Annotated in this window: 22 protein-coding genes, 1 tRNA gene and 1 riboswitch; of the genes, 7 read left to right on the forward strand and 16 right to left on the reverse strand. The window is 72.1% G+C overall.

Features of this window, described 5'->3' with window-relative positions:
* Window positions 1-82 precede the first annotated feature (82 nt).
* Window positions 83-1,117 (forward strand): PHP domain-containing protein, encoded by a 1,035-nt coding sequence (locus QRT03_RS04065; protein WP_286051224.1) that lies wholly within the window; start codon window positions 83-85, stop codon window positions 1,115-1,117.
* A 328-nt stretch (window positions 1,118-1,445) separates the two neighbouring features.
* Here the strand turns inward: QRT03_RS04065 and QRT03_RS04070 are convergent, their stop codons facing one another.
* Window positions 1,446-2,366, reverse strand: coding sequence for a helix-turn-helix transcriptional regulator (locus tag QRT03_RS04070; RefSeq protein WP_286051225.1), 921 nt, complete (start codon window positions 2,364-2,366; stop codon window positions 1,446-1,448).
* A 41-nt stretch (window positions 2,367-2,407) separates the two neighbouring features.
* Here QRT03_RS04070 and QRT03_RS04075 point away from each other — a divergent pair, with 41 nt between their 5' ends.
* The gene (locus tag QRT03_RS04075) at window positions 2,408-4,588 is read left to right on the forward strand and encodes an ATP-binding cassette domain-containing protein (protein ID WP_286051226.1); all 2,181 of its coding nucleotides are present in this window, start codon (window positions 2,408-2,410) and stop codon (window positions 4,586-4,588) included.
* A 31-nt stretch (window positions 4,589-4,619) separates the two neighbouring features.
* On the opposite strand, the gene QRT03_RS04080 is transcribed toward QRT03_RS04075, so the two are convergent.
* Together QRT03_RS04080 and QRT03_RS04085 are read right to left on the reverse strand one after the other, a co-directional pair.
* Window positions 4,620-5,039: a hypothetical protein gene (locus QRT03_RS04080; RefSeq protein ID WP_286051227.1), complete on the reverse strand. Its 420-nt coding sequence runs from the start codon at window positions 5,037-5,039 to the stop codon at window positions 4,620-4,622.
* A 27-nt stretch (window positions 5,040-5,066) separates the two neighbouring features.
* Window positions 5,067-5,546 (reverse strand): L,D-transpeptidase, encoded by a 480-nt coding sequence (locus tag QRT03_RS04085; RefSeq protein WP_286051228.1) that lies wholly within the window; start codon window positions 5,544-5,546, stop codon window positions 5,067-5,069.
* A gap of 497 nt (window positions 5,547-6,043) precedes the next feature.
* Between QRT03_RS04085 and QRT03_RS04090 the strand changes: the two genes are divergently transcribed.
* Window positions 6,044-6,116: transfer RNA gene (locus tag QRT03_RS04090), tRNA-Lys, on the forward strand.
* A gap of 82 nt (window positions 6,117-6,198) precedes the next feature.
* Window positions 6,199-6,699, forward strand: coding sequence for a GNAT family N-acetyltransferase (locus QRT03_RS04095; protein ID WP_286051229.1), 501 nt, complete (start codon window positions 6,199-6,201; stop codon window positions 6,697-6,699).
* 1 nt (window position 6,700) lies between these two features.
* Here QRT03_RS04095 and QRT03_RS04100 read toward each other — a convergent pair whose 3' ends face one another.
* From QRT03_RS04100 to QRT03_RS04115, 4 genes are all read right to left on the reverse strand, one after another.
* A complete protein-coding gene (locus QRT03_RS04100; RefSeq protein ID WP_286051230.1) occupies window positions 6,701-6,898 on the reverse strand; it encodes a hypothetical protein in 198 nt (65 codons plus the stop codon).
* A gap of 76 nt (window positions 6,899-6,974) precedes the next feature.
* Complete coding sequence (locus QRT03_RS04105) at window positions 6,975-8,024, reverse strand: alcohol dehydrogenase catalytic domain-containing protein (RefSeq protein WP_286051231.1); 1,050 nt, start codon at window positions 8,022-8,024, stop codon at window positions 6,975-6,977.
* 1 nt (window position 8,025) lies between these two features.
* Entirely contained in the window at window positions 8,026-9,087 is a 1,062-nt protein-coding gene (locus QRT03_RS04110; RefSeq protein WP_286051232.1) for an alpha/beta fold hydrolase, read from the reverse strand.
* Window positions 9,084-10,760 (reverse strand): flavin-containing monooxygenase, encoded by a 1,677-nt coding sequence (locus tag QRT03_RS04115; protein WP_286051233.1) that lies wholly within the window; start codon window positions 10,758-10,760, stop codon window positions 9,084-9,086. The genes QRT03_RS04110 and QRT03_RS04115 overlap by 4 nt, the downstream gene beginning before the upstream one ends.
* A gap of 166 nt (window positions 10,761-10,926) precedes the next feature.
* On the opposite strand from QRT03_RS04115, the gene QRT03_RS04120 reads away from it, so the two are divergent.
* On the forward strand, window positions 10,927-11,811 hold the full coding sequence (locus QRT03_RS04120) for an AraC family transcriptional regulator (RefSeq protein ID WP_286051234.1): 885 nt from the start codon (window positions 10,927-10,929) through the stop codon (window positions 11,809-11,811).
* A 431-nt stretch (window positions 11,812-12,242) separates the two neighbouring features.
* Here the strand turns inward: QRT03_RS04120 and QRT03_RS04125 are convergent, their stop codons facing one another.
* The 6 genes from QRT03_RS04125 to QRT03_RS04150 all read right to left on the reverse strand — a co-directional run bounded on the left by QRT03_RS04125 (window position 12,243) and on the right by QRT03_RS04150 (window position 15,252).
* Window positions 12,243-12,626 carry a DUF4333 domain-containing protein gene (locus QRT03_RS04125; RefSeq protein ID WP_286051235.1) on the reverse strand — a complete coding sequence of 128 codons (384 nt, stop codon included), beginning with the start codon at window positions 12,624-12,626 and terminating at the stop codon, window positions 12,243-12,245.
* Window positions 12,627-12,739: 113 nt separating this feature from the next.
* Window positions 12,740-13,054, reverse strand: a complete 315-nt coding sequence (locus QRT03_RS04130) for a hypothetical protein (protein ID WP_286051236.1) — start codon at window positions 13,052-13,054, stop codon at window positions 12,740-12,742.
* A 44-nt stretch (window positions 13,055-13,098) separates the two neighbouring features.
* Window positions 13,099-13,458, reverse strand: a complete 360-nt coding sequence (locus QRT03_RS04135) for a hypothetical protein (protein ID WP_286051237.1) — start codon at window positions 13,456-13,458, stop codon at window positions 13,099-13,101.
* 2 nt (window positions 13,459-13,460) lie between these two features.
* Entirely contained in the window at window positions 13,461-13,856 is a 396-nt protein-coding gene (locus QRT03_RS04140; protein WP_286051238.1) for a RidA family protein, read from the reverse strand.
* Between the two features lie 130 nt (window positions 13,857-13,986).
* Complete coding sequence (locus QRT03_RS04145) at window positions 13,987-14,301, reverse strand: DMT family transporter (RefSeq protein ID WP_286051239.1); 315 nt, start codon at window positions 14,299-14,301, stop codon at window positions 13,987-13,989.
* A 17-nt stretch (window positions 14,302-14,318) separates the two neighbouring features.
* A riboswitch (guanidine-III (ykkC-III) riboswitch) is annotated at window positions 14,319-14,390 on the reverse strand.
* Window positions 14,391-14,421: 31 nt separating this feature from the next.
* Window positions 14,422-15,252 (reverse strand): SAM-dependent methyltransferase, encoded by an 831-nt coding sequence (locus tag QRT03_RS04150; protein WP_286051240.1) that lies wholly within the window; start codon window positions 15,250-15,252, stop codon window positions 14,422-14,424.
* A 94-nt stretch (window positions 15,253-15,346) separates the two neighbouring features.
* Between QRT03_RS04150 and QRT03_RS04155 the strand changes: the two genes are divergently transcribed.
* Window positions 15,347-15,844, forward strand: a complete 498-nt coding sequence (locus tag QRT03_RS04155) for a hypothetical protein (protein WP_286051242.1) — start codon at window positions 15,347-15,349, stop codon at window positions 15,842-15,844.
* On the opposite strand, the gene QRT03_RS04160 is transcribed toward QRT03_RS04155, so the two are convergent.
* Together QRT03_RS04160 and QRT03_RS04165 are read right to left on the reverse strand one after the other, a co-directional pair.
* Window positions 15,778-16,338 carry a DUF998 domain-containing protein gene (locus QRT03_RS04160; protein WP_286051243.1) on the reverse strand — a complete coding sequence of 187 codons (561 nt, stop codon included), beginning with the start codon at window positions 16,336-16,338 and terminating at the stop codon, window positions 15,778-15,780. The genes QRT03_RS04155 and QRT03_RS04160 overlap by 67 nt on opposite strands.
* Window positions 16,339-16,373: 35 nt before the next feature.
* Window positions 16,374-16,913 (reverse strand): P-loop nucleotide/nucleoside kinase family protein, encoded by a 540-nt coding sequence (locus tag QRT03_RS04165; protein ID WP_286051244.1) that lies wholly within the window; start codon window positions 16,911-16,913, stop codon window positions 16,374-16,376.
* Window positions 16,914-16,991: 78 nt separating this feature from the next.
* Here QRT03_RS04165 and QRT03_RS04170 point away from each other — a divergent pair, with 78 nt between their 5' ends.
* Window positions 16,992-17,969: a helix-turn-helix transcriptional regulator gene (locus QRT03_RS04170; RefSeq protein WP_286051245.1), complete on the forward strand. Its 978-nt coding sequence runs from the start codon at window positions 16,992-16,994 to the stop codon at window positions 17,967-17,969.
* Here the strand turns inward: QRT03_RS04170 and QRT03_RS04175 are convergent.
* A complete protein-coding gene (locus QRT03_RS04175) occupies window positions 17,908-19,128 on the reverse strand; it encodes an alpha-hydroxy acid oxidase (RefSeq protein ID WP_286051246.1) in 1,221 nt (406 codons plus the stop codon). The genes QRT03_RS04170 and QRT03_RS04175 overlap by 62 nt on opposite strands.
* Window positions 19,129-19,246 lie beyond the last annotated feature (118 nt).

The following is a 19,246-nucleotide window of genomic DNA, read 5'->3' on the forward strand; positions in this document are numbered from 1 at the left end:
GGTGGCCCTTCCTGTCGACGTCTCCCCGATTGTCCGCGTCGCGCTGACACGCGGGCTGCCCGGGTGGGGTATCCCTGACCACGTGACCCGCGTCCCTGTCGACGGTGACCCGATCGCCGCACTGCGTGCCATCGCCTTCTACTACGAGCGCGAGCGGGCGGACACCTATCGGGTGAAGGCGTACCGGACGGCGGCCGACCGTCTGGCCGAACTCGACCGCGACGAGGTGGAGCAGCGCGCGCGGGCCGGAACGCTCACCGACCTCAAGGGGGTGGGCAAGAAGACGGCCGGGGTCGTGGCCGAGGTGGTGTCGACCGGCACCGCGGCCGCGCTGGAGGAGCTGGCCGCCGCCCACGAGGCGCCCGTCGCCGGCGGGGTGGAGCTGCGCGCCGTGCTGCGCGGCGACTCGCACACGCACTCCACCTGGTCCGACGGCGGGTCGGACATCCTCGAGATGGCGCGCACGGCCCGCGACCTCGGGCACGAGTGGATGGTGCTGACCGACCACTCGGAGAACCTCACGGTGGCCAACGGCCTGACCCCCGAGCGGCGGCGCCGGCAGTTCGACGTGATCACCGAGGTGAACGAGGAACTCGCGCCGTTCCGGCTGCTGCGCGGGATCGAGGTCGACATCCTCGAGGACGGCTCGATCGACGCCCCGGACGACCTGCTGGCCGAGCTCGACCTCGTCGTCGCGTCGGTGCACTCGAAGCTGCGGACGCCGTCGGTGGAGATGACGGCGCGGATGGTGGCCGGGGTGTCGAACCCGTACGTCGACGTGCTCGGCCACTGCACCGGGCGGCTCGTGACGGGCGGCCGGGGCACGCGTCCACCGTCGACCTTCGACGCCGAGGCGGTGTTCGAGGCGTGCCTGGAGAACGGGGTCGCCGTCGAGATCAACTCGCGTCCGGAACGGCTCGACCCGCCGCGGACGCTGCTGCGGCAGGCGGTGGAGACCGGGTGCGAGTTCATGATCGACACGGACGCCCACGCCCCCGGCCAGCTCGACTGGCAGCCCTTCGGGTGCGAGCGCGCGGTGGAGTGCGAGGTGCCCGTCGACAAGATCGTCAACACCCGTGCGGCACCGGAGTTGCTGGAGTGGCGAACCCGCCTCTGAGCAGGGGAAACATACTCGTTTGCGGATCAGCGGATCCGGGCTTAGCGTGGTCGGTACATGGGAGAGGAGGTGGTCCGACGTTGATGAACGACAGGACTCGTGAGGTGTCCGTCAGCTAGCCGACGTCAGGTCGTGGAATTGACCGGCTCCGTCCTCCGGGACGGACACGTCAGCTGGTGAATCCCCGACGGACACCGGATCCCCGGGGCGCTCGGAGTTTGTCCATCCGAGCCCCTCGAGCGCCGCTCGAGGGAAGCATGCCCCGGGGATTTTCCTCTGTGCGCAAGCGCAGGTGAGCACTTGTCGTCGCCATACCGACAACAACTGCTCACCTGGCGGCACGCCACATCGCGGACGAGATCTCCCGCGACCGCGCGATCAGCTCCGGCGGACCCTCGATCACGTAGGGCACCCCGACCATCGCGAGCGTGATCGCCAGCCAGTCCCACGAGTCCGGCGCCGAGACGAAGCGGCACTCGTCGTCGCCGAGTGCCTCCACCGCTCCCGCCTCCGGGATGAGCCGTTCCGACACCACCGACGCCGGCGCCGCGAAGCGCACCACCGCGCGCGTCGCCGAGATCGGGACCCGGGCGGACGCCTGGACGAAGCTCACCGGGTCGTCGGGGAGCTCGCGCGCCGCGAAGGTCGTGCCCGGCACCTCGACCTCGCTGATCCGGTCGAGTCGGTAGGTCCGCCAGTCGGCGCGGTCGCGGTCCCACCCCAGCAGGTACCAGCGGCGGCCGAGCACGACCTGCCGGACCGGCTCGACCCGCCGTCGGGACCCCTCGCCGGAGCGCGGGACGTAGGTGAACCGCACGTCCTGCCGCGCGCCGATCGCCGCGCCCAGCACCTGCACGGCCTCCACCGGGACGGAGGTCCGCGACACCGCGTCGACCGACGCCGACACCGCCCTGACCCGGTGCGCCAGGCGCGACGGCAGCACCCGCTCGAGCTTCCGGAGAGCGCCCTCGCCGGCGTCCCCGACCAGCCGCAGCCCGACGACCGCCGCCACCGCCTCGTCGTCGGTGAACAGCAGCGGCGGCACCGCCGACCCCGCGACCAGCCGGTACGCCCCGCCCGGCCCCCGCCGCGACTCGACCGGATAGCCCAGCTCGCGCAGCCGGTCGAGGTCCCGCCGCACGGTGCGCGGAGAGGCTCCGAGGCGCGCGACGAGGTCCGCCCCGGTGTGCTCCCGGCCGTCCTGCAGCACCGAGAGCAGCTCGAGCATCCGGACCGACGGCGTCGACATTGTGGCCAACATACGACCACAACCAGGTCGACCATGGCGACATGACCGACCACATCCGCATCGTCGGAGCCCGTCAGCACACGCTGCGCGGCATCGACCTCGAGATCCCCCGCCGTGCGATCACCGTGTTCACGGGCGTCTCCGGGTCGGGCAAGACCTCGCTGGTCTTCGACACGATCGCCGCGGAGGCGCAGTCGCAGCTGAACGAGACCTTCCCGGCCTTCGTCCGGAACCGGATGCCCAGCTACGGCCGCCCGGACGTGGACCTCGTCGAGAACCTCTCGCCGGTCGTGGTGGTCGACCAGCGCCGGCTCGGGGCGAACGCGCGCTCGACGGTCGGGACGATCACCGACATCGCCCCGCTCCTACGCCTGCTGTTCTCGCGCGCTGGGACGCCGCGCATCGGCGAGTCGACCGCGTTCTCCTTCAACGACCCCGCCGGCATGTGCGAGCGGTGCAGCGGGCTCGGGGAGGTGGTCACGCCGGCGCCGGAGAGCTTTCTCGACGACGGGTCCACGCTCGCCGAAGGCGCGATCCGGCTCCCCGGCTTCGGCAACACCCCCGGCCAGGCGCGCTACTGGTACCGCAAGTACGCCGAGACCGGGTGCTTCGACGTGGACCTCCTCCTGCGCGACTGGCCGGCGGAGCGGCGCGAGCTCCTGCTCCACGGCGGGCCGGAGCTCCCGGTCGAGGGGCTCGTGGACCACTTCGTGCGTATCTACCTGCAGGCCGAGGGCGAGATGTCGGCGCGCAAGCAGGCCACGATCGACCGGTTCAGCACGCGCGCACGGTGCCCGGACTGCGACGGCGCTCGCCTCAACGCTCGTGCCCGGTCGGTGACGGTGGCCGGGCGAACGTTCACGGAGTGGTGCGCGGTCGAGGTGGCCGAGCTCGTCGACCTGGTGCGGACGGTCCCCGAGCCGGCTCCCGTGGTCGACCTACTGGCCGAACGGCTGGCGGCGCTGGACGAGGTCGGGCTGGGCTACCTCACGCTGGACCGGCCGACCGGCACGCTGTCCGGCGGCGAGGCGCAACGGGTGAAGACGGTGCGCCACCTCGCGTCGAGCCTCATCGAGATGCTGGTCGTCTTCGACGAGCCGACCGTCGGCCTGCACCCCCGGGACGTCGAGCGCCTCACCGGGCTGCTGCGCCGCCTGCGCGACCGGGGCAACACCGTCCTCGTCGTCGAGCACGCGCGGGACGTGATCGCGGTGGCCGACCACGTGGTCGACCTCGGGCCCGGAGCGGGTCCCGACGGCGGGGCGGTGCTGGTGAGCGGGTCGCTCGCGGACCTGCGGGCCGCCGACACCCCGACCGGCCGGGCGCTGCGGGCCGGACCCGCACCCGTCGTCGGGAACCCGAGGACGCCGACCGGGTGGCTGCCGATCCGCGGGGCGGACCGGAACACGCTGCGGAGCGTCGACGTCGACGTGCCCACCGGGGTGCTGACGGCGATCACCGGGGTTGCCGGGTCGGGGAAGTCGAGCCTGGTGGACGTGCTCGTCGAGCAGCACCCGGGCGTGGTGCGCCTGGACCAGTCGGGGTTGACGACCTCACGCCGCTCCTCGCTGGCGACCTACACCGGGATCGCGGTGGACATCCGCAAGCGGTTCGCCCGCGCCCACGGGGTGCCGGTCTCGCGGTTCAGCGCGAACTCCGGCGGCGCGTGCCCGGACTGCGACGGGCTCGGCGTGCAGTACACCGACCTCGCCTTCCTCGCCGGGGTGTCGACGCCGTGCCCGACCTGCCGCGGCCGGCGGTTCTCCGAGGAGGTGCTGGCGATGACCGTCGACGGCCGGTCGATCGCCGACGAGCTGGACCGGACGGTCGACGACGCGCGCGAAGCCTTCCCGACGATGCTCGGCGCGCTCGCCGACGTCGGGCTCGGGCACCTCACGCTGGGCCGCCCGACGTCGACGTTCTCCGGCGGCGAGCGGCAGCGTCTACGCCTCGCGCTGGAACTGGCGCGGGGCTCGTCGTCGGGAACCTACGTGCTGGACGAGCCGACGACGGGGCTGCACCCGACCGACGTCGACCGGCTCGTCGGCGTGTTCGACGGGCTGGTCGACGCGGGGCACACGGTGATCGTGGTGGAGCACGACCTCGACGTCATCGCCCGCGCCGACCACGTCATCGATCTCGGCCCGGGGGCCGGGAGGCTCGGCGGCACCGTGGTGTTCACCGGGCCGCCTTCCGGGGCGTCAGCACTGCGGCCATGCTGACGCTGGACGTCACATTCGTGGGTGGTGCGAGCTAGCGGGCGGCGTGCCGGGGCCGGTCGTCGACGCCGAACGAGGAGCCGTAGGGGGCGTCCATCCGCGAGCCGAACGCCGCCTCGTCATCGTCGCGACGCCGGCGGCGGCCGCCCGTCCCGACGATGCCCGGGGTGTCGCCGGTCAGCGGCGTCTCGAGCGAGTACGGCCGCTCCGGGCGGGTCCGCTCACGCCGCGGCGGGCTGGTGACGACGGGTGCGTGCGGGCCGGTGCCGGGCAGGTTGCCCTGGCCGACCCACTCCGCCTCCTGCGCGATCCGGTAGGTCTGGCAGGGCCACGACGCGGTGCGGCCCGCGGCGTCGTGGCACCCGCCGCAGCGGCCGGCACCGTCGGGCACGTGTTCCGCGAGGACACGCCGGACCAGGTCGGGCATCTCGGACATGACCGTGGCCATCGACATGCGTGGCCTCCTTCGTCGGGGGGAGGGTTACGGAACGATCTGGACCTCGTCGTTGACCTGCAGGAAGTCGAAGAACGCCTTGGAGTCGTCGTCGCCGAGGTGCACGCACCCGGCCGAGGCGCGCTGCAGGCTGCCGCCGTGGAAGGCGTCGCCGGGCGCGAAGAACACCGAGTTCGGCATCGGCGCCTGGTTGTACTCGCGCGAGTGGTGGTACTGGTCCTTCCACATCACGTGGAAGACGCCGGTCGGGGTCTCGTTGCCGGGTCCGCCGGTCGTGATCGGGACCGGCCCGCGGACGAGCGTGCCCTTGCCGTCGCCGATCCAGGCCTTCTGCTGCGAGATGCTGACGCAGGCCTTCGCGGTGGCCGCGCAGGGCGGCGCTCCCGGTGCCTGCGCCGGTGCGGCGACGGCCGGTACCGCGGCCGAGAGCACCCCGGCGCCGATGGCTCCGGCGGTGATCGCCGTCCGTGCGAGACGGCGCTCGGAGTGCTTCTGGTGACGACCCAACTCGTGTCCTTCCCCGACGGTCGTGACTGTCGTTGCGGCGTGACCATACGTCGCGGTCAGGTCACCGACGGCGAACGGTGGGGCCACGGATCGTGGTGTCGGGCACTGCGTCCTCCGGGCGGGTGGCGGCCGTCTGACCTGCGCCGATGCCCGAGACTCGTGTCTCTGCGAGGACCGTCTCCGCCGTCAGGTGGGCAGAGCGTGGCGCTCGGGTGGAGCAGTCCGGGGTGGCCTGCGTGCGGTGTCCGGATCCGGGTTCACGACGGCGGGTCGGTGCGCGCGCCGAGCGGGGTCGAGGACGCGCCGAGTGGTGCGTGGCGTGTCGCGTGATGCCGTAGTCGACGGCGAGGGGCGACCAGCGCCGGGGATCGGCCACCGACGGGCCGCGCCCGGCCGTCGATGCAGAGGGGTGCGGGCGAACCGTGTCCTCGGGACAGGGTTCGCGGCGCCCCGACCTGTGCCGAGCCTCCGTCGACACGGCTAGGCTCCCCATCAGCGGGCCTCTAGCTCAATGGGCAGAGCATCGGACTTTTAATCCGCTGGTTGTGGGTTCGAGTCCCACGGGGCCCACGCACGGCGGGGTCCGAACTTGTGGGGCGTGTCGCACGATCCCTTGCGCGTGTCGCCACAGAAGTCGCGATCATGTCCGGCGATGTGGAGCACCCGCGAGGAGCGGCCGGGCGACGAGGCGGCGATACGGGCCGTCGTCACCGAGGCCTTCCCGACGCCGGCCGAGGCCGATCTCGTCGACGCCCTCCGCGCCGACCCGGTCGCCTGGGTGGCGCTGTCCTTCGTGACGACGGGTCCGGACGGCGAGGTGGTCGGCCACGCCCTCCTCACCCGCTGCCACGTCGACGGCGGACCGGCGCTCGCCCTCGCGCCGTGCGCGGTGCTGCCGCAGCACCAGGGCCGCGGTGCCGGCTCGGCGGCCATCCGAGCGGTGCTGGACACGGCGAGGGACCGCGGCGAGAACCTCGTGATCGTCCTCGGGCACGCGGACTACTACCCGCGGTTCGGCTTCATCCCGGCGTCGGCCCGGGGCGTCCGGGCTCCGTTCGACGTCCCCGACGAGGCCTTCATGGCCCTCGCCCTGGACATCACACGCTCCACACCGAGCGGCACGGTCGCGTACCCACCCGCCTTCGGCGTCTGACTCACGACACCGGCAGCAGCTCCCACGCCGTCGGCCACGGCACGGACGCGTCCGGGTCGGTGACCGGGTCCTCGTGCCCGGCCACCCGGACCTGGCTCGCGGTGATCACCGCCCGCGCCCGCTCCTCGCCGATCCCCGCGCCCGTCAACCGCTCGAGCAGGGTGGCGGGACGGGGTTCGGGGCGCGGGTACTCGAGCACGCCCCGACGCTAGATCCGCGGAGAGCCCGCCGACGGCAACGACGGGCTCTCCGCGGTGTAGATCACCGGGACGGGTTCAGAAGGTGATCAGCGGCTTGATGATCCCGTCGCGCTTGTGGCTCATCATGTCGAAGGCCTCCTCGACCTGGTCGATGCCCATCCGGTGGGTGGTCATCGGGGTCGGGTCGACCTTGCCGTTCACCATCAGCCGCATGAGCCGTTCCATGCGCAGCCGGCCGCCCGGACAGAGGTCGGTGACGATCTTCTTGCCGGCCATCCCGAGGCCCCACGCGTCCAGCGGCATCGTCACGGTCGGGCCGGACTCGCCGTGGTACCCGACGTTCGAGAGCGTCCCGCCGGGCCGCGTCGCGTAGAGCGCCGCCTCGAACGTGACCTGGTTGCCCAGCGCCTCGACCGTCGAGTCCGCGCCGCCGTCGGTCAGGGCGATGATCTGCTCCGCGACGTTTCCCGACGACGGGTCGATCACCACGTCCGCGCCGAACTGCCGCGACAGCTCGGCACGGTTCGGGATGCCCTCCACGGTGATGACGAGGCCCGCGCCGCGCAGCTTCGCCCCGATCGTCGCCGAGAGCCCGACGGCCCCCTGCGCGAAGATCGCGACCGTCCCGCCCACCGGGATGTTCGCGTTCTCCGACCCGATCAGGCCGGTGGAGAGCATGTCGCAGGCGTAGACCGCGACCTCGTCGGCGAGGCCCTCCGGGATCGGCGCGAGGTTGTAGTCCGCGTCGTTGACGTGGAAGTACTCGGCCATGTTGCCGTCCTTCTGGACGGTGAACCGGTATCCGCCGAGCGCGCCGCGGCACTGCGAGGTGTAGCCGGCCTGGCAGTTGTCGCAGGTGCCGTCGGGGGTGACGGCGTTGACCGCCACCCGGTCCCCGACCTGCACCGACGTCACGCCCGCACCGATCTCGTGGACGACGCCGACGCTCTCGTGGCCCAGCAGCCGGCCGTCCGGCACGGGGAGCAGACCCGCGACGGTGTGCACGTCCGACGTGCAGATCAGGGCGGCGGTGGTCCTCACGACCGCCTCGCCCGGACCCGCTGTCGGGACCTCCCGCTCGACGAGGCCGACCTTGCCGGGCCCGAGGATCGCGAACGCTTTCATGTCATCTCCCAGGTGTCTCGAGGAGTTCGCGCAGGTGTCGGTCGACCTGCGGCATGAAGTCGGGGTTCACGGCGAACAGCCCGAGGTGACCGAGGACGTCGTCGACGACCCGCAGTTCGGAGCCCTTCACCAGGCCCTGCTCGGCGGCGCAGTCGCGCACCGGGAAGAACATGTCCTCGCTGATCGGCATGACGAAGGTCGTGGCCGTGATGCGTCCGAGCGCGGCGGCGAGGTCGCCGCCGGTGTGCCGGGCGACGTCGCCGCGCTGCCACTTCCAGGCCATGCAGAGCAGGTCGTTCGGGTCCATCGCCGTGAAGTAGGGCTGCAGGAACCCCGCGAGGAACGCGTCCATGTCGTCGAACCCGAGTCCGGTGTAGACGCGCTGTTTCCAGAACTCCGTGGAGAAGCCCATGACGCCCCAGATGCGCGCGTGGCGCTCGAGTCCGGCGACGACGTCAGCGTTCGACGTGTACTCGCCACCGGCGAAGCCGGGATCGGTCGTGATCGCCTCGGCGAGGACCCGGGTGAACAGGAAGTCGTGGTCGGTGTTCTGTGCGGTGCCCGCGATCGGGGCCGCGCGCCGGACCTTGTCCGGGAACCGGACCGCCCATTCGTAGGTCTGCTGCGCGCCCATCGACCCGCCGACGACGAGCTCGAGCCGCTCGATGCCGAAGTGCTCGCGCAGCAACCGCTCCTGCGCGACGACGTCGTCGCCGATCCGGACGTGCGGGAACGCGGACATCGCGATGTCGGCGTTCGCGCCCGAGGCGTTGTGCGGGGAGGTCGACAGGCCGTTGCCGATCTGGTCGACCACGACGACGAAGTAGCGGGAGGGATCGAGCGCGTGCCCCTCGCCGATGTACTGCTCACGGAAGATCTGGTGGCTGCCCGAGTACCAGGTGGTCACCAGGATCGGCGGATTCTGCGGCGACCCGAACGTCGCCACCGCGAGGTGGCAGTCCGGGATCGAGCCGCCCTCCTCGAGGTCCAACCGTCCGATGCTGACGAGGTCGTACTCGCCGTGGAACTCCGGGGAGTAGAAGGGGTTCTCGATCGCACTCATGATGCCAAGGCCCATCGGTAGACGTGGTCGCCCGCCGGCGTGGCCACGCCGTCGATGGCGAAGCCCTCCCAACCGTTCGCGGCGATCTGGTCGCACTTGGCCCGGTACGGGCCGACGAAGTCGAGGTTCGGCAGGAACTGCCGGGGTTTGCCGGGGATGTTGGCGCCCATGTACCAGGTGTCGGCGGTCGGAAAGAGCGTCGCGTTCGCGATCTCCGCGTTGTACGTGCACCAGGCGTCCTCGGCCTCCTTCGTCGGCTCGATCTCCGACGCCCCGCGCTCCCGCAGGTCGACGATGATCCGGCCGACGAGGTCGACGTGCTGCTCGATCGAGACCGGCATGTTCGAGAGCACCGACGGGCTCTGCGGGCCCGTGATGGTGAACAGGTTCGGGAAGTCGTGGCTCATCAGGCCCAGATAGGTGCGCGGACCCTCCGCCCATTTCTCCCGGAGCAGCTGCCCGCCACGTCCGCGGATGTCGATGCGATTCAGCGGGCCGGTCATGGCGTCGAACCCGGTCGCCAGGACGAGGGCGTCGAACTCGAACTCGGCCCCGTCGGCGAGCCGCAGACCGCTTCCGGTGATCGCCGCGATCGGGTTCGTCTTCACGTCGACCAGGTGGACGTGGGGCTCGTTGAAGGTCTCGAAGTAGCCGGAGTCCAACGGGTTGCGCTTGCAGCCGAAGGGATAGCCGCTCGGCACGAGGAGATCCGCGGTCGCCGGGTCGTGCACCGTCTCGCGAATCTTGCGGTCCAGGAATCGTCGCACCAGGTCGTTGGCCTCGGTGGAGAAGAAGATGTCCGCGTAGGACCCGAGCCAGATGTGGAACCCGCCGCGGTTCCAGAAGTCCTCGAGCAGCGCCTCGCGCTCGTCGTCGGAGACCTCGGCCGCGCCCTTCTCCTGCAGGTACAGCTCGAACCCGAAGTTGGACTGCTGGATCCGTTCGCGGATGCCGGCCCAGTCCTCCCGGCGCTCGGCCTTCACCTGCGGGTCCACCGGCCCGTTGTTCGCCGGGATGATGTAGTTCGCGGTCCGCTGGAAGACCGTGAGCTCGCTCGCCTGAGCAGCGATCAACGGCGTGGCCTGCACGGCGCTCGCCCCGGAGCCGATCATCCCGACCCGCTGCCCGGTGAAGTCCACGCCCTCGTGCGGCCAGTGCCCGGTGTGGAAGGTCGGGCCGGCGAACGTGTCGATGCCCTCGAACGGCGGGGTGTTGGACGCCGAGAGCGCGCCGACCGCCGAGATCACGTACGTGGCCGTGACGGTCTCGCCCTGATCGGTGACGACGCGCCAGTGGCTGTCCTCGTCGTAGGTCGCCGAGACCACCCGCGTGCCGAACGTGATGTCCCGACGCAGGTCGAAGCGGTCGGCGACGTGCTCGAGGTAGCCGCGGATCTCGTGGGACTCCGGGTAGCGCTCGCTCCACTCCCAGGACTCCCAGAGGTCCCGGTCGAAGGTGAAGCCGTAGATGTAGGAGTCCGAGTCGGACCGGGCACCGGGGTACCGGTTCCAGTACCAGGTGCCGCCGACGCCGTCGCCGGTCTCGAACACCCGGGCGTGCAGCCCCATCTCGTCGCGCAGCTTGTGCAGCATGTAGAGGCCGGAGAACCCGGCCCCGATGATCACCGCGTCGACGGTGCTCGTGGCAGGTGGACCGGTCGTGGTCTCGGTCATCGGCGTCGCTCCTCCCGGCTGGACACCGAGACGGTGACCCCGGGACGCACCCGTCGGCTTGGACGATGCGACGGCGACGTTGGACGTCCTTGCGGGCCTTGGCGAGTGACCGGGCTCACGTCTACCGTGGTCGGTCGGGCGTGCGTGACGGCGAGGGGGCTCGGCCATGGGCGAGCAGCTGATCGTGCCCGACCAGCTGCCCACCTGGGTCCCGGGCGAGGTGACCGTCCGGAGCCCGGACGACGCCTGGGACGGGGTGTCGGTCCGTGGATACCGCTACCGCGACTCCGACGTCGAGGTGCCCGCGATGCGGGACTTCATGGTGGTGGCCTACCACCGGGGCGCCACCGACATGCGACGACGGATCGACCACGGGTGGCACCACGAGCAGCTCCGGCCCGGTGACGTCTCGCTGCTCACCCGGGCCGCGGACTCGCACTGGCGGTGGGACCGGCCGATCGAGGTCGTGCACGTCTACCTGACCCACGACCAGCTCGCCTCGACCTGCCGGGAGATGTACGGGCGCGAGGTCGAGGAGGTCGAGCTGCACGACACGATCAAGGCCGACGACCCGTCGATCCACCGCACGGCCATGGCGATCGCGCAGGAGGCCGCGCAGGGCGGGGTCGGCAGCGAGCTCCTCGTGGACTCCCTGACGACGGCCATGTCGGTGTCGATCCTGCGCCGGCACGCCAACATCGTGTTCCGCACGCCGGACTCGCCCGAGCGCCTGACGGCCCGGCAGGAGCACCTCGTCCGGGACTACGTCCGGTCCCACCTGGACCGCCGGCTCACGCTCGACGAACTCGCCGGCGCGGTGGGCCTCAGCAAGTTCCACTTCGCACGGCAGTTCCGCGGTTCCACGGGGACGACGCCGCACGAGTTCGTGCTGCGCCGCCGGATGGAACGGGCACGCCTGCTCCTCGAGCGCACCGACACCCCGCTCCCCGAGGTCGCCTCGTCCTGCGGGTTCGCCGACCAGAGCCACATGAACCGGGTCTTCCGGAAGCGGTCGGGGACGACGCCGGGTGCGGTCCGGCGCGATCGCTGACCGTCCCGACGGCGGGTGGGGGTAGGTGAGCGACGGCGTTGCGGGGCGCACACGGCTGGAGTGCGGGGTGGTGCCCGGTGGGGCCGTTGCGGGGCGCACACGGTCGGAGCGGGTGGCGCCTCCCGACGCGGACGTTGCGTGACGCAACGCGGGAGGCGGCCGAGACGCGAACCGGAGCTCCGCCGGTCGTCGGGAATGAAGATCCTGACGAGCAGAGCGGACCGCTCGGTCCGCGCCCCACTCCGCGCGGCAGAACGAGATCTTGCACGGCGAGCGGCGCTCCGCCGCCACAGGTGTTGCGTGACGCAATGGGAATGCCGCGTAGGTCGACCCGGTCCGGCCGTGTGCGCGACGCAACGGAGGACGTCATGTGCGGAGCAGGTGAGCCTTGCTGTCGCCATAGCGACAACAAGTGCTCACCTGAGCGGAGCTCACATCTGCTCGAGGTCGTACCGGACGTTGTCGCCGTCCACGGCGGTCACGGTCGCGCGGACGTTGTAGGTGTCGGCGCCGTCGAGCACCGAGCACGAGATCGTCGCGCCGACCTTCGCGGGCAGGTCCTCCGAGCACGTCGCGAGCCCGGTGGAGACGCGGCTCTGGATCTCGCTCGCCACGGCCGACGAGTCCACGACCTTCGGACCGAACAGGCCGAACAGCTGGATGAGGCCGAAGATCACCGCGATCACGCCGAACACGATCGACAGGATCGGGCCGGCCTTCCGGCGCTTCGGCGGCGACGCCTCCACGGGGCGGGACCCGACTTCGACGCCGTTCGTGGTGGCGGCGGGGGGCTCGGGCGCGACGAACTGGGTCATGACGACTCCTCGGTGGGGTCGGCCGCCTCGTGCGGCCGGTGCGAGAAGCCTCGTGGACGACGGCGGATCGGTCCGGCGCCGTCGTCACACCCGGTGTGTCACCGCCGCGACAGTCACATCTCCCGTTCGAGGTGCGCGCGGACCGCGGTGCCGTCGTCGTTCATCCAGTCCTTGGACCGGGCGTAGGAGAGCATGCCCTCGAAGTCCGACTCCCAGCCCTCGGGCACCCGCCCGGCGGCGAGCCGGCGGAGGGTCTCCACCGGGATCATCACGTGGTTGCCGTCGGGCAGGAGCTCTCCGCCCGCGTGCTCGGCCATGACCTCGTGCAGCCGGGCGGGCGTGAGCCGCTGCTTGTACGAGGCGTACAGGTCGTTCACGCGCTCGGGCTGGTGGAGGCTGACACCGTCGTCGGCGATCTCGAGGTACACATCGGCCACCCTGCCCGGCGATCACCGCCGACGCGAGGGGACTGTCACGCCGGGACGGCGGCCTTCCGCCACCACACGACGACCAGGATCAGCCCCACGAGGCTGACCAGCATGCCGACGGCCAGCCCGGTGCGGACGTAGTCGGGTTGTTCGCCGAGGAGGTAGTAGGGGAGGGCCATCAGCGTCGAGACGGCGCGTGTGGTGAACACGACCGCGACCGCCGCCGGGCGGCCGCGCCAGGCCGGCACGGTCGCCACGAGCCCGACCACCGACAACACGAAGCCCGGGACGATGAACCAGGCAGGGTTCCCCGGGGTGCCGACGAACCCGATGCTCACCAGGTCGGCGAGGTTCGCCAGCGTGAGGAGCGCGAGGGCCGCCGTGCCCGTGCCGGTCCGCTCCACGGTCAGGCCACCGCTGTCGCTTCGATCTCGAGCAGGAGCTCGGGGAAGGCGAGGCGCGCGACGCCGAGCAGCGTCATGGTGACGACGTAGCCGGTGCGGCCCATCCGCTCGCCCAGGCTCTCCGACGCGCCGAAGAAGGCGTCCACGTCGGTGGTGTATACGTTGAGCCGGACGATGTTCTCCGGCGACATCCCGGCGTCGCCGAGGACCGTCTCCAGGTTGTCCAGGGCGAGGTGGGCCTGCGCGGTCATGTCGCCCTCGTGCTGCGGGTGCCCGTCCTTGTCCACGGACGTCTGCCCCGAGCAGTAGAGCGTCCGCTGCTCGCCGGTGACCTCCACGGCCTGCTGGAAGCCGTAGGCGATCGACCACTCCCACGGGTTGATGACGCGCTGGTCCATGGCTCTGCTCCGCCCTCTCGTGACTCCGTCACGGCCAGGCTCCTCAGTTGATGTACACAGAGCAATCATCGGCCGCCACCGGACGATCCGGCGTCACTCGATCAGTCGAGCAAAGTGTCACCGAACGGAATCAGTGCAGGACCTTCAGTCCGATCACGCACGCCACGATGCCGCCGAGCAGCAGCGCCTTGACCGCGGTGAAGGGCTCGTCCCCGGTGGCCATCGCGTACGCGACGGTGCCCACCGCGCCGATCCCGACCCACACCGCGTACGCCGTGCCCGTCGGCAGGTCCCGCATCGCGTACCCCAGCCCGACCATGCTCGCGACCACCGCGACCGCGAACACGACGAGCGGGGTGATCCTCGAGAGCCCCTGGGTCTTCCCGAGCGCGGTGGCCCACACCGCCTCGAGCACCCCGGACACGACCAGCACGACCCACGCCATGACGGCACCCCTCACGCAGAGCGCCGTCTTGTCGAGGTCCCGGTACGGCGTCACTCTCGTCGGGAGAGGCCGTCGTCGGACGGCTCGGGCAGGAGCCTCGCACCCGTCGTCGGGAAGGATCTAGGGCTTGCGACCCACGGCACCCGCGAGACACTTCTGCGCCGGCAGGAGGTCCTGCAGGCGGGGGCCGTCGGGCCACCAGTCGACGAGCAGCGAGAAGCCCGGCTCGATCAGCTCGAGCCCCGGGAGCATCCCGAGGATCTCGTCGCGTGTGCGGAAGACGCCGCTGCCCAGGGGGCTGTGCACGAAGACGTCCTCCATGCGGCGGGCGAGGGCGGAGTTCTCGTCCTGCGGGTCGTAGAAGTGCGAGAGCGCGACGTACGAGCCCGAGGGCAGGGCGTCGATGTACGTCTTCATGATGTCGCTGGGCGGGCGCTCGCCGACGTAGTGGTGGAGGGTGCCGAGCATCAGCAGGGCGAGCGGCTGGTCGAAGTGGATGAGCTCGCGGATGATCGGGTCCGCCAGCACCTCCTCGGGCTTCGTCAGGTCCGCCGGCGAGAAGCGGGTGAGGTCGTTCTCCTCGAGCAGTGCGCGGCCGTGCGCGACGACGGACGGGTCGTTGTCCACGTAGACCACCCGGGCGTCCGGCGCGATGCGTTGCGCGGCCTGGTGGGTGTTCTCCGCGGTCGGCAGCCCGGAGCCGAGGTCGAGGAACTGGCGGATGCCGGTCTGCCCGGCGATGAAACGGGTGACGCGGATGAGGAACTGGCGATGGTCGACCGTGAACTGCTCGATCTCGGGCGCGACCGTCTTGAGCTTCTCGACGACCTCGCGGTCGGCCTCGAAGTTGTCCTTGCCGCCCAGCGCACAGTCGTAGACCCGCGCGATGCTCGCCCGGGTCCGGTCGATCGTGGCCGGGGCCTTGGGTGAGGCCGGCCGTTCGATGCTCATCGGTGCTGCTCCCGCCAGAGTCCCGCCGTGTTGTCCGCCATTGTGGCAGGTTTCAACTTCCCGACGACGGGGGTGCGTGATTCCGATGGCCCGGATGCGTGATGGCGTCGCCGGGCTGTTGCTCCGTGCCGGTGACGCCGCGGGCGGGCGCGTCCGGCGCGGTCTCTCGATCGCCGAGCGGTCCGTCCTCGCGCCGGTCTTCCAGGACGGTCTGGATCTCGACGAGATCGTCGTGGTCCCCGGGCGCGCCGGGCTCCTGGGGCTGAGCCCGCGCCCGGTCACGCTCGGGACGACGATCCACCTCAAGGGCCACACCTCCCCGGGGCTGCTCGTCCACGAGGCCGTGCACGTGTGGCAGTTCCGACGGCTCGGGGCCCGCTACGTCCTCGACGCGATCCGCGCGCAGTACTCGCGCACCGGCTACGACTGGCGGGCCGCCGGCACCGACCGCTTCGACGGGCTGAACCTCGAGGCGCAGGCCCAGTTCGTGCAGGACCTCCGGACCACACCCGCCGTCGGGAAGGACTACCCGGCGCTGGCCGCCGACGCCCTCGCGAGCGTCCGCACCCCGAGCACGCCGAGCACGAGGTAGCCGGGCCAGAGGGCGAGCCGTTCGAGCAGTCCCCCGAGCTCCGGGGCGAGGCCGAGGAGGAACACCGCGCTCGCGACGATGCTCACGACCCCGAGCGCCGCGGCCGTCCGGCTGCGGACCGCGAGACCGGTGAGCAGCAGAGCGACCGGCTGCGCCAGGAAGACCGGGGTGGAGACGACGAAGTGGGCGACCGGGGCGGTGTCCAGCGGGGCGAGGCCGGTCGCGACCGACGACAGCCCGGCGATCACCCACAGCACGCGCGCGGTGCGCGACGGTCGCTCCCCCAGCACGGCGCCGAGTGTGAGCGTCACCCCGAACAGCACGAACGCCCCGTTGATGACGGCGTGCTCGGGCGACACCGCCGCGACCCCGAGCTCGCTGATGGTGCTCGTGACGAGGTCGTACGGAGCCGCCACGGCCGCCACCAGGAGCTCGACGACGATGTACAGCGGCTGCGTCGCCCGGAACAGGGCGCCGACCCGGTGTGCGTCCATGCCGGCACGCTAGGGCCGTCGCCCGCCGCCCGTCGTCATCCGAAGGTCGCGAGGTCGTCCCCGGAGTCCACCGCGAGGTGCGGCACGGGCGGCGGGACGTCGGGTTGCATCCGGGCGACGAAGGCGTCGAAGTCGGCGAGCTTGCCCGCATCGTGGGGACGTCCGCGGGCCTCCAGGCGGGCCCGCAACGTCGCCGGGTCGATCCGCGCCCACACCAGGTGCACCGCGGGTCCGCCCAGCTCCTCGACCCACGTCGACCAGCGCGCCGGGTCGCGGATCTGGCCGGTGAACGGCGCGACCAGCAGGATCGGGCAGCCGTGGCGGCGGATTTCACGCGCCGTCGCGGTCATGCCGCCGTACTCGTGGACCTTGACGTGCTCGTCGTACCAGGGGCCCTCGCGCTCGCCGTCGTCGCGACCGGCCGCCCTGAGGGTCGCGCCGACGAACCCGCCGTAGAGCGTGTCCTTGTCGAGCAGCGCCGGGTGCGGGACGAGGCGATCGGCCAGCCGGGCGGCGACGGTCGACTTGCCCGCTCCCGGTGCTCCGGCCACGACCCAGACGTCGGCGAGCGCCACGCCGGGCGACGCTAGACGGCGCACCGCCCGCCGTCGATCGGGGATACCGGGCGGGAGCCGCCCGGTAACCTGCCCGCCGTGACCCGGCCGACGGCGCGCGTCCTCGCCCTCCTCGAGGTCCTGCAGACCGGGGGCACGCACACCGTGGCGACGTTGGCCGGACGGCTCGGCGTCGACGAGCGCACGGTGCGCCGGTACGTGGAGCACCTGCAGGACCTCGACGTGCCGGTGCGGTCGGTCCGGGGCCGCTACGGCGGCTACCACCTCGCGCCGGGCTTCCGGATGCCACCGCTCATGCTCACCGACGCCGAGGCGCTCGCGACCCTCGTCGGCCTGGTCGCGGGGCAGCGGGCCGGCGTCGTGCCCGACGCGGCGGACAGTGCGGCCGCGAAGGTCCGCCGGGTCCTGCCCCGGGCCCTCGCGGACCGGCTGGACGCGCTCCTGGGGACCGTCGAGCTGACCCTGCCCGAACGCGCGGGCGTCAGCCCGGAGACCGGGGTGCTGCTGACGGTGGCCGAGGCGGCCCGGGACCACCGTCCGGTCGAGATCCGCTACGCCGGGCGAGGTGTCCGGACACTGCACCCGTACGGCCTGGTCGCGCACGGGGGGCGCTGGTACGCCACCGGTGCCGACTCCGCGAGCGGCGAGGTGCGGACGTTCCGGCTCGACCGGATCGGACGCGCGACGATCGTGCCGGGCACGTTCGAGGTGCCGCCGGACCTCGACCCCACCGACCGGCTCCTCACCGGCCTCGCCGGGCTCCCGCGGCGCCACGAGGTGCGCGTGCGGGTGCAGGCGCCCGCACCCGTCGTCAGGAAGAGCGTGCCGGCCGGGCTGGCCGTGCTCGAGGAGCTCCCCGACGACTGGGTGCGGGTGACGATGCAGGTCGAGAGCCTGGACTGGGTGCCCGGCGTGCTCGCCGGGCTCGGCGCCCCGTTCGAGGTCGAGGCGCCGGACGAGCTCCGCGGGCGGATCCGCGACCTCGCCGACCGGCTCAGGCGGGCCGCAGACGCACCCGCGACGGGTCCAGGTCGTCCATCCGCGGCACGCCCATGAGCGCGAGGGTGCGCTCCATCTCGGCGCGCAGGATGTCCAGCATGCGGGTCACGCCGGCCTCGCCGCCGGCCATCAGCCCGTACATGTAGGCGCGCCCGACCACCACCGCGTCCGCCCCGAACGCCTTCGCGGCGACGACGTCCGCGCCGCTCATCACGCCCGTGTCCACGAAGACGCTCGCGCGGCCGCCCACGGCGGCGACGACGTCGGGGAGGATCTCCAGTGGCACCGGGGCGCGGTCGAGCTGGCGGCCGCCGTGGTTGGACACCACGACGCCGTCCGCGCCGAGGTCGACGACCGCCTTCGCGTCGTCCGGGTGCTGGATGCCCTTGACCACCAGGTGCCCGGGCCACTGCTCGCGCAGCCAGGTGACGTCCCGGGCGACCGCCGTCGGGTCGAACATGTGCGTGACGAGCTCGGCGACCGTGCCGTTCCAGGAGTTCAGCGACGCGAAGGTGAGCGGCTCGGTGGTCAGCACGTTCGCCCACCAGGCGGGGTGGCGCGCCATGTCGAGCAACGTCCGGGCGGTGAGCGACGGCGGGATCGTCAGGCCGTTGTGGTTGTCCCGCAGGCGCGCCCCGGGGACCGGGGTGTCGACGGTGAGCACGAGCGTGTCGTAGCCGGCCTTGCGAGCGCGCTCGACGAGCTCGCCGGAGGCGTCGCGGTCGTTCCACAGGTAGAGCTGGAACCAGTGGCGCGCGAGCGGTGCCTCGTCCCGGAACGCCTCGATCGACGTGGTGCCCATCGTGGAGAGCGCGTAGGGCACGCCGGCCGACTCCGCCGCGCGCACCACGGCGCGCTCGCCCTCGTGGTGCGCCATGCGTGTGAAGCCGGTCGGTCCGAGGATCACCGGCATCGACGCGGACTCGCCGAGGATCGTCGTCGTGGTGTCGATCGTGCCGACGTCGCGCAGCACCCGCGGCGAGAACTCGACCCGGGAGAACGCCTCGCGCGCCCGCCGCAGCCCGATCTCCTGCTCGGCGGCACCGTCGACGTAGTCGAACACCGCCCGGGGCGCTCGCTTCCGCGCCGCCACGCGCAGGTCGGCGACGGTGAACGACGACTCCAGCCGGCGCCGGGTCGGGTCCAGCCGCGGCGGCCGGACCCGCACCAGCGGCTTCAGGTCGGCGTAGCGGGGGAGCTGGCGTCGCACGGGCACGCGGACTCCTTCGTCGCAGGGACCCCGACCACAACACGGCGCGATCGGCGGGGCAAGGCGTGCGTCCGATCGTTGCCGGGTGTGGTCTGGGTCACTTACGGTGGACGCTCGCCGACGA

It is taken from the genome of Actinomycetospora termitidis (assembly GCF_030286555.1).
Classification (GTDB): Bacteria; Actinomycetota; Actinomycetes; order Mycobacteriales; family Pseudonocardiaceae; genus Actinomycetospora; species Actinomycetospora termitidis.